Origin of the sequence: Shewanella sp. JNE2, assembly GCF_023159115.1 — a bacterium.
Taxonomy (GTDB): Bacteria; Pseudomonadota; Gammaproteobacteria; order Enterobacterales; family Shewanellaceae; genus Shewanella; species Shewanella putrefaciens.
This window is the reverse complement of the sequence record NZ_CP096169.1, coordinates 2469455-2483473: the sequence shown is the minus strand read 5'-3', so window position 1 is coordinate 2483473 and position 14019 is coordinate 2469455. Positions and strand designations below refer to the sequence as shown.

13 protein-coding genes are annotated in these 14019 nt (G+C 43.6%); 9 read left to right on the top strand and 4 right to left on the bottom strand.

The annotated features are described in order from the left end of the window. Positions 1-8: 8 nt before the first annotated feature. The 4 genes from tmk to MZ182_RS11085 all read left to right on the top strand — a co-directional run bounded on the left by tmk (position 9) and on the right by MZ182_RS11085 (position 2806). Complete coding sequence (gene tmk / locus MZ182_RS11100) at positions 9-635, top strand: dTMP kinase (RefSeq protein WP_248066093.1); 627 nt, start codon at positions 9-11, stop codon at positions 633-635. Beyond that, positions 629-1585, top strand: a complete 957-nt coding sequence (gene holB, locus MZ182_RS11095; RefSeq protein ID WP_248066091.1) for a DNA polymerase III subunit delta' — start codon at positions 629-631, stop codon at positions 1583-1585. Before tmk ends, holB begins: the two co-directional genes overlap by 7 nt. A 6-nt stretch (positions 1586-1591) precedes the next feature. Continuing rightward, entirely contained in the window at positions 1592-1918 is a 327-nt protein-coding gene (locus MZ182_RS11090) for a PilZ domain-containing protein (RefSeq protein WP_011789129.1), read from the top strand. Positions 1919-2011: 93 nt separating this feature from the next. Next, on the top strand, positions 2012-2806 hold the full coding sequence (locus MZ182_RS11085) for a TatD family hydrolase (protein ID WP_061783416.1): 795 nt from the start codon (positions 2012-2014) through the stop codon (positions 2804-2806). A 306-nt stretch (positions 2807-3112) separates the two neighbouring features. Here MZ182_RS11085 and rsmF read toward each other — a convergent pair whose 3' ends face one another. Further along, positions 3113-4573, bottom strand: a complete 1461-nt coding sequence (rsmF, locus tag MZ182_RS11080; protein ID WP_248066086.1) for a 16S rRNA (cytosine(1407)-C(5))-methyltransferase RsmF — start codon at positions 4571-4573, stop codon at positions 3113-3115. Positions 4574-4794: 221 nt separating this feature from the next. Here rsmF and MZ182_RS11075 point away from each other — a divergent pair, with 221 nt between their 5' ends. Then, entirely contained in the window at positions 4795-6021 is a 1227-nt protein-coding gene (locus MZ182_RS11075) for a nucleoside recognition domain-containing protein (RefSeq protein WP_014610702.1), read from the top strand. Positions 6022-6117: 96 nt separating this feature from the next. Here MZ182_RS11075 and MZ182_RS11070 read toward each other — a convergent pair whose 3' ends face one another. From MZ182_RS11070 to MZ182_RS11060, 3 genes are read right to left on the bottom strand one after another with little or no spacing between them, the layout of a single operon-like run. Further along, positions 6118-8763, bottom strand: a complete 2646-nt coding sequence (locus MZ182_RS11070) for an MlaD family protein (protein WP_248066083.1) — start codon at positions 8761-8763, stop codon at positions 6118-6120. Beyond that, complete coding sequence (locus MZ182_RS11065) at positions 8750-9367, bottom strand: paraquat-inducible protein A (protein WP_248066080.1); 618 nt, start codon at positions 9365-9367, stop codon at positions 8750-8752. The genes MZ182_RS11070 and MZ182_RS11065 overlap by 14 nt, the downstream gene beginning before the upstream one ends. A gap of 1 nt (position 9368) precedes the next feature. Then, positions 9369-10001, bottom strand: coding sequence for a paraquat-inducible protein A (locus tag MZ182_RS11060; RefSeq protein ID WP_014610700.1), 633 nt, complete (start codon positions 9999-10001; stop codon positions 9369-9371). Between the two features lie 207 nt (positions 10002-10208). On the opposite strand from MZ182_RS11060, the gene MZ182_RS11055 reads away from it, so the two are divergent. The 4 genes from MZ182_RS11055 (at position 10209) to prc (ending at position 13980) form a co-directional block, all read left to right on the top strand. Continuing rightward, positions 10209-10508: a YebG family protein gene (locus MZ182_RS11055; protein WP_011789136.1), complete on the top strand. Its 300-nt coding sequence runs from the start codon at positions 10209-10211 to the stop codon at positions 10506-10508. 18 nt (positions 10509-10526) lie between these two features. Beyond that, positions 10527-10985 carry a GAF domain-containing protein gene (locus MZ182_RS11050; protein WP_011789137.1) on the top strand — a complete coding sequence of 153 codons (459 nt, stop codon included), beginning with the start codon at positions 10527-10529 and terminating at the stop codon, positions 10983-10985. Positions 10986-11267: 282 nt separating this feature from the next. Continuing rightward, entirely contained in the window at positions 11268-11906 is a 639-nt protein-coding gene (proQ, locus tag MZ182_RS11045) for an RNA chaperone ProQ (RefSeq protein ID WP_014610697.1), read from the top strand. A gap of 28 nt (positions 11907-11934) precedes the next feature. Then, positions 11935-13980 (top strand): carboxy terminal-processing peptidase, encoded by a 2046-nt coding sequence (prc, locus tag MZ182_RS11040; protein WP_248066078.1) that lies wholly within the window; start codon positions 11935-11937, stop codon positions 13978-13980. Positions 13981-14019 lie beyond the last annotated feature (39 nt).

The following is a 14019-nucleotide window of genomic DNA, read 5'->3' as shown; positions in this document are numbered from 1 at the left end:
AAAATCTAATGTCAGTTCTTGCAAAATTTATCGTTATTGAAGGTTTAGAAGGCGCGGGTAAGTCGAGTACAATTACCCTTATTCGGGATTTTATTGAGAAGCACACTGGACAAGCACCTATTTGTACCCGAGAGCCCGGAGGTACACCGCTCGCTGAACGGATCCGTGATTTAGTCAAAATTGCCGATCCGAGCGATCCCCTCTGCGACGAGTCTGAATGTTTGCTTATATATGCCGCTAGAGCGCAGTTGGTTGCTAATGTAATTAAACCTGCACTTGCGCAAGGGCAATGGGTACTTGGAGACAGACACAATCTATCATCACTGGCATATCAAGGTGGTGGACGAGGGTTAATGCCCTTAGTGGAGGCGGTGAGTGCTGCAACACTAAAGGGATTTAAACCCGATCTCACCTTATATTTAGATTTAGATCCTAAGCTTGGACTCACCCGCGCGGCTAAACGTGGTGAACTCGATAGAATCGAGCAGCAGACCATTGATTTCTTTGAGCGCGCCCGCGCAACTTATCTAAAGCTTGCCAGCGAAGATGACAGTATTGTGGTTATCGATGCAAGTCAAACCATGGCTGAAGTTCATAAAGATATTTTGGCCGTGCTACAGGCGATGGCATGGTAGCCGAGTCCGGATTTACGGCTGAGCAATTGCCTTGGCTCGAAGGGCCAAGGCAAGCATTTTTAGCACAATTACAATGCCAGAAAATCCCCCATGCCCAACTCGTTGGTATCGATGCTGCGTTCGGTGGTGAGCTGTTTAGTGTGTTTATGGCGCGTGCAGCCCTGTGTTTAGCGCCTAATTCGGCAGGCGCATGTGGTTTTTGTAAGTCGTGCCAGTTATTCGCTGCGGGCAATCATCCCGATTTTTACCAAATAGAAGCCGATGGTAATCAAATTAAGGTCGATCAAATTCGTGAACTTTGCGTGCGCCTTACGGCAACCGCGCAGCAAAGTGGTCGCCGTGTAGCGATTATTCATCACAGTGAGCGCCTTAATTCTGCATCGGCTAATGCACTGCTTAAAACCCTTGAAGAGCCGGGCAAGGACACGCTGTTAATATTACAGTCGGATACTCCGGCACGTTTAATGGCTACCATCAGTAGTCGCTGTCAGCGCATTCCTTTTGTGGCGCCGAATAAGGCGATGATCAAAACCTGGTTAGCTCAGCATTGTCATATTCAAGAGGATGTGGCTTGGTGCCTAAGTGTGGTGGGTGGACCATTAAAATTGGCCGAGAGTTTGCTAACAGATGGTACACAATCGAGCCGCTATCAATCCCTGCTTCAGTTTCGCAAAGATTGGGCGCAAAGTTTGTCGTCTGGTCATCTGTGTGCTAGTTTATTAACGGTGAATGAACAGCAAATAATTGATGCACTTAAGGTTTTATATCTACTACTGCGACAAATTTTATTGAAGAACAGTCACCAAGATGCGTTTATTCAGGCGCAAGTAGGGAACTTGGCGGCAAAGATCATGGGAATGTGTCATAGCTTAAGCACAATGCCGACTGTCAATTATTTGGGCTTATGTCAAAGTTATGTCTTAGAATATAGAGAAATAACAAAAAAGTAACATGCCATGGTCGATCTTATTGTTAATTTTGACACCTTACATCAGCTCTATCGGGCTTATATGCCTTTTATCAAGCCTGCGGGATTGTTTGTTACCACCAGTGAAAGCCATTATCTAGGCCAGCCTTTAACTATTGCCTATCGTTTGCCCGGTGCAACGACAACCAACGAGTTTCGTGGGGTGGTTGTATGGATCAATCCTTTAGGCGCCTCCGGTGGTCGCCCAGCGGGTATTGGTATAAAGATCCTCTCAGAACCTGACAGTCATAAACACCATATTGAAAAATTACTTTCCCGTGAACTTGCTTCCGGCGATTTAACCTGCACCATGTAATCACTCGATTGCTTGCGGGCGAGATAGGTATTTGACCTCGATCCCTTGGATGGGTATCCTTGTCGTCCTTTATTTATCTGCTTGGAAATCCCTGTGCTTATCGATTCACATTGTCATCTTGATCGCCTAAAAGCGGCACCAGATCAATTATCCCTAGAACATATACTTGCTGGTGCTAAAGCCCGTGGTGTTGACTATATGTTGTGCGTGAATGTACGTCAGCAAGGATTTGAATCGATGCGTGACAAGATGGCAGCCTTTAATCAGGTATTTTTATCCTCGGGGGTGCATCCCTTGGATGTAAAAGAAGGATTAGATGTTGAGCAAATACGCCGTTTTGCAACCGATCCTAAAGTGGTTGCCATTGGTGAAACGGGTTTAGATTATTTTTATGCCGATGAAACAAAACGGCTTCAACAGCAATGTTTTGAGCAACAGATAGCCCTTGCGGTGGACGTGGATAAACCTTTGATTGTGCATACCCGTGATGCACGTGAAGACACGATTAATATGCTTAAGCAGGGCGGTGCCGATAAAGTTGGCGGCGTTTTACATTGCTTTACCGAAAACTGGGAGATGGCGAAGGCGGCCATTGATCTTGGGTTTTATATTTCGGTCTCAGGCATAGTGACTTTTAAAAATGCGGGAGATCTGCGAACGGTAATCCGTAAGGTGCCCAAGGATCGTCTGCTAGTTGAAACAGATTCGCCTTATTTAGCGCCGATCCCACATCGTGGGCAAGAGAATCAGCCCGCCTATGTGCGCGATGTGGCTGAATTTGTAGCAGAGCTTAGAGGCGAGCGTTACGAAGATCTAGCTGAGTACACTAGCAATAACTTCTTTAATTTATTCAAAGATGCGGCACGTTTAGTTGGCCGTGAAATCTAGCCTCAATCGTATTGGGTGATCAGTATAGACCGTCAGTGAACTTAGTTAGCTACTGTGATGATGGGTATAAGCGTTGCTATTCGGTTCAATAGTATCGCGGAATTTTCGGTGTGAAAGTATAAAAAAAGGCCCAAAACGATTATAGCTGTTTGGGCCTAGGGGAATGGCTCGTTAAAGAGCCGTGCGCTACAGGTGAAAGAGCGATACAAAGCACTTTACATTAGACTCAGTGTAGTAGAGCTTTGGTCCTAGAGTAGTGTGCTTATTCCCCTTTTTTAGGTTATTTTTTGCTAAAAAATAGTAAAACTATAACGATTTTATCTGTTCTGATAGCAGTAATACTTTATCTTTCACTAAATCCCGAGGGAGATTGTTTTTTAATCTATTACCTAAGTGCTTTGCCATACCTAAGGGGGCTCCGCCATAACAGACGATGACTTCACCTTGGGCTTTTACTGCGGTGTTTAGGCTGATATCTCTTCCCATTAGGTACTCTTTCGCTTCGACATCGCTCAGATCAACCGTTTTTGCGGTTGGGCTGAGCTGTTTTCCCGCTAATGCAATAATTGCCTCATGGCGGACTTTAAAACCATGCTTAGTGCTATCGGCGAGTTTAATACCAATACGCTGAAACCGCATACGGCCGATAAAATCCCTAAATTCATGCGGAAATAACCAGAATTCATCATCACGCACCATAATAAGGTCATCTGGCAAACTTATCCCTAAGTCTTGTTGAAAATAGTCTTTTATTCCTTGGGCTTGCTTAGTTGTTGCTGGAGTAAAAGGGAAGTTTTTTTGCAGTGTAGGCTCGGGTTTCTGACGTGGTACTGATGTCGTTTTGGTCAATTTAGCGACAAAAAAACCTTCACTATCGTAAATCTGTGGCCAGACATGTAAGAAGCCTTCGGGAGTGGCAGCGCGTTCAGCGCCCTCAAATAAATCGCTTAAGGATTCAAATTGCACCGCATCACCGTAGGTTTGCTTCAAATATTCGCACACGCCTTGGTTTTCAAGGCGATTTAAGGTGCAAGTAGAATAGACTAAGCTACCACCGGGTTTTAGGGCTAAAAATGCCGATTCGATTAGGGCTTTTTGGGTTTCACTTATCGCCAGTACATCGTTTAGGCTCCAGTGTTTTAGGGCATCGGCATCTTTACGCACTGTGCCTTCACCGCCACAGGGGGCGTCAATAAGCACGGCATCAAAACTTTCATACAAATATTCACCAAACACACGGCCATCGAAGTGGGTGAGCGCACAGTGACTCGCACCCATGCGCAGTACATTCGCGTGTAGCACTTTCACGCGGCTCGCTGAATACTCATTGGCGATCAGTAACCCTGAATTGTGCATGAGTGCGGCTATTTGGGTGGTTTTTGAACCGGGTGCGGAGGCGAGATCCAATACGCATTGCCACTTTGCACTAGGGGTAAATGCACTAGGTGTAAAAAGTGCGGTCGGCGGCAACATAGAACTGGCTTCTTGGATGTAGAATAAGCCCTGAATGTGTTCTAAGGCGTTGCCGAGTTGTTCTTCTTCGTCGTAACTGATCCAAAATCCATCTTTACACCAAGGTATAGGATCAAATGTCCAGCCCTTAGGTTGCATCAAGGTCTTAAAGTCGTCGGCGCTGATTTTTAAGGTATTGACCCGAATTGAACGTCTAAGCGGCCTGTCGCAGGCGGCAATAAAATCATCCATAGACAAATGGGCGGGCAGTTCTTGGGTGATTGTATCGATAAAATTTTGATTTAATTGAGCCATTGATTTCATTGAACCATAGGGAAATAGACTGTGTATCAATTGGCGTGAGTATATCATAATCCCTTATTGGGTCTGAGATTTTCTCCCAAGTGCCTAAGCCGCTATTATGGTTTGATGTTTATACTCTGAGTATTTCATTGATATTGCATTGAGTTGCGTAGGGTTAGCACTCAATGGCTGTAAACTAATAGAATAAAAACAATAAAAATGAGGGGATTAGTGTGCTTAATAGGGTGTGGTTAGCTTTCTTTATCACGGCACTGTTAGCGATTGCTGTGCAGATATTCAATGGTCATATCGATGTGCTTTCTACATCGGTCGAAGCATTATTTGCGAGTGCGAAACTTGCCGCAGAAATATCCCTCGGTTTGATTGGAGTGCTTTCTTTATGGATGGGATTGATGCGAGTTGGCGAAAAAGCGGGAGTGGTAGGCGCGATCGCCTTTGTATTTGAGCCATTGTTGCGCCGTTTGATGCCAGAAGTGCCTAAGGGGCATCCTGCCTTTGGCAGTATCACGATGAATTTAACAGCGAATGTTTTTGGATTAGATAATGCCGCCACACCACTTGGGTTAAAAGCGATGCATGATTTGCAAAGTTTAAATCCGCAAAAAAGCGTGGCGACCAATGCGCAAATTTTATTTTTAGTGCTCAATACTTCCTCTGTGACCTTAGTGCCTGTGACGGTATTTCTCTATCGTGCCCAACAGGGGGCGACGGCACCTGCGGATATTTTCTTGCCGATTTTATTGGCAACATCGGCATCGACACTCGCAGGATTACTTATCGTGGCATTAGTGCAGCGGATTTCCTTGTTTAACGCTGTGGTACTTGGTTATGGGGCGTTACTACTTTCGGGTTTAGTGGCGAGTGGTTTTTATCTGATGACCTTAAGTGCTGAAGCGATAGGTTCAGTATCGACCGCAATGGGTAATGGTGTACTGCTGTTACTCGTTTTTACCTTTGTGATTGTCGCAGGGATCCGTAAAGTGGCTGTTTATGATGAGTTTATCGAAGGTGCCAAGGCTGGATTTACCCAATCTATTCAGCTTATTCCCTATCTACTAGCCATGTTGTTAGCGATAGGCCTATTGCGTGCATCAGGGGCTTTGGACTATTTACTACACTTGATTGCAAGTGGTGTACGGATATTAGGTTTTGATACTCGCTTTGTGGATGCGATGCCGACGGCATTGATGAAACCTTTTAGTGGTTCAGGCGCCAGAGCGATGATGCTTGAGACAATGGATCACCACGGGGTTGATTCCTTTGCAGGCCGATTATCGGCAATTTTTCAAGGTAGTACCGAAACGACATTTTATGTTCTAGCCGTGTATTTTGGCTCAGTGGGTATTCGTCATGGCCGCCATGCCTTAGCCTGTGGTTTAAGTGCTGATTTTGCAGGTATTAGCGCAGCTATTGCTGTGTGCTATTGGTTTTACGGTTAGTGTTATCGGGGATATAAAGGGATAAATAATCAGGCGCATCTGCGCCTGATTTTGTGTTAGTAAGCTTCAAGCTGTGAAAATAAACAGGCAAGCATGCTATTGAATTGGAGCCCATTCCTGCCATTCATTTTGAACTTTATGTTGCAATTTGATGATTGAGCCATTGGCGAGTCGATTATTGTCTTGGGTTGTTGCTTTTGTGGCCACATTAATCCCACCGGCAAGCAAGGTCTCCAGTGAACCCGCTTCAATCTTAGCGCCTGAGAATATTCCCACATCCACTTTGATGCCTGAAGCATCCCAGAACTGGCTAGTTTGATTAACAAGATGGCTATACTGAGGTTCAATATGAGCTTGCATCAGCACACTGTTGCCCTGTTTTGATAAGCCATAACCGTTGATCTGGCCGATTTTAATCCCACGGAAGAAGATAGGTGTTCCTACTTTCATTGACCCTAAGCTCGCATCTTCTAAGGTGAACTTTAGCGCATCTTCGGGTACATTGGCGTAACTGCTAGCGACCACATTGGCAATAAACTGAGTCGCTGTTTGACTACTTTTACCCGGTAGTACACCAATATATGGACCTGTTATGAGGGTTTCTGGCGCTTTGATCCCCGCGAGTGAAATTTGTGCATCCACTAAATGATATTCACAATCACTGCGGCTGAAATGATCGGCATATTCCCCATAAAGGTAAGCTGTAGCCGTTAATGTATTTAGGTCAGCATTGAGTTTCACTTGTGACACTTCGCCTACTTGATGGCCTTGGTAACGAATGGCGGCTTTTGCATCAAGTTTGGCTGAAGCGGGTAACGTGAGCCTGATAGGTTGTGCCTGTGTTAACGCAAATTGCTTATTCTCATAGAGTTTTAAACTTGTAGATGTTTTAGTGGGCTTAACATTATCACTATCGAGTAAGCCTAAACTGATACTGCCTTTTAATGCGCCTTGCAGCGGCGCAACCGCGACATCGATACCTGCAAGACTGGCGTTCACTTCTATTGCACTATTACGCCAAAAGACCTTAGGTTTTTGCAACAGCGGTTGAAACTCTTTGTCGATGGCGAGTTTAATGACAAAATCTTCTGTTTTGCTTTGCCAATTAATGGATTGGACTATACCAATCTGCATTTTTTTATAATAAACCGGTGAACCTTGGCTAACATCTGCACCATCTTGACTGATTAAGGTCAAATGAACTTTATGTTGACGATCAAAAAAGGCGGTTGCCGCATCGATTGAGCTGAATAAGGGAAGACTGGTATTGGCCGCAAGAGGCGTTTCACTCTTACCTAGGATAAGGCTGACAGCTCCTTTAGTGAGCGTGGTAAAATCCCTCGATTTGACGGATACACCGTCAAGTGAAGCTTCAATTGCGAGAGCCGATTCTGGCACAAAGTAGCTATCACTTCGCACTAGGCTGGCAAACTCGGGCTGTAATTCGAGTTGATATTCGACAGCAGATAAATCTTGGGTCAATTTGACACTCAATACAGTGCCGATAGGGAGCTGCTTGTAACGAACCTCTGCACCTGCGGCAATACCCATATTTTCGGTAGAAGTTATCGTTAAAAAACGTTTTTTCGACTTCAACATATCGGGCGCTTTAGATTGCAGGACGAAATTATTCGGTAGGACGTTTTGGTACCCAGTACCGGGTAAGAAGTTGATCACGCTACCAGTGAGTAAGCGTCCAGGGTTTTTTATGCCAGAAAGTGAGATTTCAGCCCCTTCTAACCAAAATACGCCATCATTAGTTAATAAATGGGTGTATTGATTTTCAAACTTTGCAATTGCAGTCACGCCGTTTGTGGTTAATTGCTTGCTTACAATCGTACCAACATGAATTCCCCGATAAACAATGTGTGTGCCTTTCTCTACACCATTACCATCATCCATGGTGAGATTGATATCGACACCACCAATAGCGTTAGCCTCTGAATCATAGAGTGAAAAACTGTCGCCGTTTTGTGCGACTGGCGCAGTATCATCTGAACTAAAAGTAACCCCACCTGCAAGGATTGACGCTAAGCTTTCTGAGCTGACCTTAATGCCCGAGAGTGAGGCATCAACTTTAACGCCTGATACATTCCAAAATAAGGAGTTTTTCTTCACTAATCTCGCATATTGCTCTTGAATAAAGGCGCTGATAACAACATTAGTATTACCTGCTAATCGATAGCTAACTACACTACCGACGGGGATTTGACGAAAGAAAATAGGTGAGCCCACATCCAGAGAGCCGAGTTTATCCGAAGTTAATTCAATCATTACGCCTTCAGAGCCTATTTGCATCGGCGGCGCTTGTCGTTCTGCCTCAAAGAACGTAGACGCATTACCTTTTCCTGGCTGAATCGCAATATAATTGCCAGAAAACAGCGCATCTAAACCTTCAACACCAGTAATACTGGCTTTAGGTGTCACTAACCAAAATAAGGTTTCTTTATTTAAGAATGGCTTAGCGCGATAATCCATTACCACTTTGACATTCACACCTTTGAGATCGTCATCTATACCAATGTCTTTGACTTTACCGACGGTCAGACCTTGATATTTCACTAAGGTTTTACCCACATCAATCCCTGTGGCGCTGGGAAAGTGAATTTGAATTTCAATCCCCGATTCTTTAATGCTTTTTATACCAAGCCAAGCACCGAGCGCGAGTGCAACAATCGGCAGCAGCCAAATGGGCGAAAAGAGTTTTTTCTTCACAACTTTTGGCGATTCAATTTGTGTCATCTTGAGTGTCCAATCGATCCCAGAGTAAACGAGTGTCTAAAACTTTTGCAGCGAGCTGAGTTAACAAAATAACCAATGCAAATGCAGTGGCTGCAGGTGCGGGCTTAGCGTCTAGCAGTTGCCCCATATTAACGAGCGCAACAGTGAGCGAAATTACGAATAAATCAAGCATAGACCAACGGCCAATCCACTCGATAACATGAAATCCCACCATTAACTTCTTTTTTGAAATCGGAAGCTCAAAACTGATCGCGCATAGGTAAATGGACAGTCCTATGATTTTAACCCAAGGCACTAAGATACTCGCGATAAACACAATAATGGCGATAGGGATCATATCTGAGTGCACTAAATGGATGATCCCTGAAAAAATCGTATCGTGGCGCACTTGTCCCTGATTAGTCAGTATAGTGATTGGGTATAGATTGGCGGGCACCAATAAAATTGCGGCCGTGATGAGTAGCGCCCAACTTTTTTGCAAGCTACTGTAATCACGAACCTTTAACTCTGCCTCACAGCGCAGGCAGTGAGTGCTACCTGTGGTGTTGAGTTGTTGGCACACACGGCATAGACAAAGGCCAATATCCTTACCTTGCTGTTTCATACTAGCGATGTCCATCCAATAGGGTCCACATATGCTCTAGATCGTATTCCCGTTGTAAAAATAAGGTCACGAGAAACAACATTGTGAAGCAAAATGTACCCATTCCAAAATAAATATCTGAAAAATCAGATAATTGAAATGATGAAACTAAAAAGCTAATCACGTAAATTTCTAACATGGTCAGTTGAGAAAGCACGCCTTGAAGTTTCAATAACTGTTTTAAACTGTTACGCCAAAAGGGGATAGAAAGCCCCCATTTGACAATTAATATCTGTGTAAGAATGGATAAAATCAATAATCCTGGACCTATTACCGCAGCCGCTAATACCGCTAAACCTACCACCCAGTAGCCTTGCTCAAATACGGCAAATGCACCTTGAAACACGGTAGTAGTACGAATACTGCCGAGGAAATGGATCTCAAGTACAGGCAAAAAATTAGCTGGAAAATAAAATACTAGCGCAGTAATACACAAGGCTAACATGCCATTTACTGAGCAATATGGCGTATCATAGAGTGCAGTGCTGCAACGCGGACATAGGGCTCTAACACCTGAGGGTAAGGCGCGTTTGCGGATAGCCAAGTCGCAGGAACGACAGAGGATTACAGAGTTTTCTACTGTGTTTTCATGCATATAAAAATATTTAATTAGCCCCAAAATGACTAAGAAATTAAGTGTCCAACCATCAGTGATATGCTGTTGGACATTGAAACGTCAGAAAAACTCGCTTATCTCACTAATGAAAGCCGCCTGATAATACCAGATTAATCAGAACACTTGCATCACAAGTTCGATCTATGTCATTCTGGTTACTGTATATAAAAACAGTGCGAGGCAGTCATGGCAGTTATTACACAGTTTGTCGTGGTAAGAGAAGGGGTTGAAAAGATGACATTCACATCGAAAAAGGAGGCCGATGCCTACGATAAGATGCTCGATATCGCTGATAACCTGATCCCCTTCATTCAAAAATCTGAATTAGGCATTGATGAAAGTCTGAGCGAACGGCTCGCATTTTATTTTGCTAGTAATAAAGATGAGCTGACGAACTTGCTTAAAGGCGTCGTTCAGGTTAATAGTACGCCAACGAATCAAGCGGTAACCAAGAAAACAGCGAAAAAAGCTGAAGCGGCAGAGTAGACAAGGTTAGGAAATATAATGAAATCGCAATTTTATGAGTCACTGAATCGTCAAGCGTTAGCTTTGCTTGAAGGTGAAGATGATGTTGTGGCGGCAATGGCAAACTTTTCCGCCTTGCTGAATGATAACTTAACCGATCTTAACTGGGTTGGGTTTTATGTTATGCGTGGTGAGCAATTAGTGTTAGGCCCGTTCCAAGGTAAAGTGGCTTGTACCCGCATCCCTTTAGGAAAAGGCGTCTGTGGGACTGCCGCATACACTAATCAGACGCAACGGGTTGCAGATGTACACCAATTTGATGGACACATCGCCTGTGACTCTGCCAGTAATTCTGAAATTGTTGTGCCAGTTCGTGCTAACGGAAAAGTTATTGCAGTGCTCGATATTGACAGTCCGAGCTTCGATCGTTTTGATGAAGACGACCAAAAAGGGCTGGAATTGTTAGTTAAAAGCTTTGAAAATTGCCTATTTGATTAATTTGCGTGCAATAACACATAATTCATAGTCGCAATCGCTAGCGTGCGCCTTATAATATGCGCCAGCATCGATTAAGCCGGTTTGACACCAATGTCATCAATAAGCTTGATGTGTTAAGCCGTAAAAAATGGTTAAGTTATACTTTTTTAACTTTAGAAAATGCGGCGAGAATGCTAATTTGTACCTTGGCTCAATATTGGGCTTAACGAAGACAAACGACACGTAAGAAGCTGATTTTTATCACCTCGAATTCGATGTCCCTTTTTGACTGTGGAAGTAATGATGGAATCAACAGATAAGTTGACCGACACCAATGCAATTTTGGCGTATTTGTATGAAACATTTCCTTTGTGCTTTATTGCTGAAGGTGAAACTAAGCCATTAAAAATCGGATTGTTTCAAGATTTGGCTGAAAGGTTGGCTGATGATTCTAAGGTCAGTAAAACTCAACTACGAGTTGCCTTAAGACGTTATACCAGCAGCTGGCGTTACCTGAAATGTGTAAAAGCAGGCGCACAACGGGTTAACCTCGATGGCGAACCTTGTGGTGAGTTAGAGCAAGAACATATTGATCATGCTCAAGCCATGTTGAAAGAAAGTCAGGAAAAAGCGAAGGCAAAACGTGCGGCAAAAGCACCTAGTACGCCTAAAGCTGCAGCCAAAAAAGCGCATAAGAAAGTGGCCGTTCCTCAACGTCCTAAAACTGAGCGTCCTGCTAAACCAGCACCTAAAGTTGCTGCGCCAGTGGTCAATTTAGTGCAAGCACAGTTGACTGATTTAGCGAAAAAACAACGTGTTAATGTTAAGTTAGGTATGACACCCGTAGCCGGCGTGATCACTGACATTAATAAAGAGGATATTCATGTTCAGCTTGATAGCGGTCTAACGATTAAAGTTAGAGCGGAACATATCCTGCTGTAATCATTTATTAAGACGGAGTAACTTGTTGATGCGAAAACTCACTTTGGCTATCTCGATTGCCACTGTTTTTGTCGGATTTTCGGCTTGGGCCGTACCACCCACGATTCAAATCAGCGAGTTACCCACTCTCAAGCAAGAGGCACAACATAAGGTTGCCAGTAAGAGAGTGACGGACTTATATACTCGTTCGCATTACCACAGATTCAACTTAGATGATGCGTTTTCAGCGCAAATCTTCGATCGCTATCTACAACAATTGGATTATCGCCGCAATGTATTGACCCAAGCGGATGTAGATAGCTTTAAACCTTATATTAATCAATTCGATAACATGTTGATTTCCGGTGAGCTTGAACCTGCATACAAGATGTTTGATGTAGTGCAAAAGCGCCGTTATGAAGGCTTTGTTTATGCCTTGTCATTATTGGATCAAGAAATTGATTTTACAGTTCCGGCTGATGTGTACGAATACGATAGGGAAGATGCTGCTTGGCCTAAGGATCAAGCTGAGATCAATGAACTGTGGCGTCAACGTGTTAAATATGATGCGTTAAATCTTAAGTTAACAGGCAAAAAGTGGCCTGAGATCGTCGATATTTTACAAAAGCGCTATAACAACGCGATCAAACGTCTCACTCAAACAAACAGTGAAGATGTATTTCAAGGTGTGATGAATGCTTTTTCCCGTAGCATAGAGCCACATACTAGCTACCTATCGCCACGCAATGCTGAGCGTTTCCAAATGGAAATGAACCTTAGTCTTGAAGGTATTGGTGCTCAATTGCAGCTTGAAGATGATTACACAGTGATCAAGAGTTTGATTGCGGGCGGGCCTGCTGCTGGTAGCGAGAAGCTTTCACCCGAAGATAAAATTGTTGGTGTTGGTCAGGAGGGCGGCGAGATTGTCGATGTCATTGGTTGGCGTTTAGACGATGTTGTTGACCTTATAAAAGGGCCAAAAGGCAGTAAAGTGGTTCTGCAAATTCTACCTAAGAAGGGTGGCTCAAATGCAAAACCATTCAATTTGACCTTAGTTCGTGACAAGATTCGCCTCGAAGATCGCGCGGCAACATCAAAAGTGATTGAACCTAAAGAAGGTGAATACGCCAATCGTAAAGTGGGTGTTATTCAAATCCCTGGTTTCTACATGAATTTGTCGCAAGACGTTGAAAAAGAACTCGTTAAACTTAACGAAGCCAAAGTAGAAGGGATTGTTATCGACTTAAGAGGAAACGGTGGCGGAGCGTTAACTGAGGCCGTATTGCTGACAGGACTCTTTATTGATATGGGGCCTGTCGTACAAATTCGGGATGCCGATGGCCGAGTGTCAGCACACCGTGATAATGATGGTAAAACCAGCTATTCAGGCCCATTAACTGTGATGGTTGATCGTTATAGCGCCTCTGCATCTGAGATTTTCGCCGCTGCATTACAGGACTATGACCGAGCATTAATTGTGGGTGAATCAAGTTTTGGTAAGGGCACGGTACAGCAACATAAGAGTTTAGGCCGTATTTACGATATGTATGATAAGCCTATTGGTCATGTGCAGTACACTATTCAAAAATTTTATCGTATTAATGGTGGCAGCACCCAAATTAAAGGGGTCACTCCTAATATTGCTTATCCAAGTGCATTAGAGCCAGGTGAGTATGGTGAAGCTGAAGAGAAAAACGCATTGCCATGGGATAAAGTTCCGGAAGCCCAATACAATAGATTAAGTGATGTAATGCCTGAGTTGGTTGTTAACTTAGAGAAGAAACACCTCAACCGAATTAAAGACAGCGTAGAGTTTAATTATATCAATCAAGATATTGCTGAATTTAAAAAGCATCACAAAGAGAAGACCATTTCTTTAGTTGAGAGTGAACGAATTGCTTCTCGTGAAGCTGATGAGAAAAAATTGTTAGATAGAACCAATGAACGCCGTGTTGCTCAAGGTTTGGCTGTGGTTAAATCCATGGAAGACATTAAAGATACTACTGAAGCACCGGATCCATTTTTAGACGAAACCGCTTATATCACCTTAGATATGATTGATGCTAAAAAGCTCGCTAAAACTAATGTGCAATAGGTGTGACTAAAGAGATATACCCCGTATTAAAACGCGCTT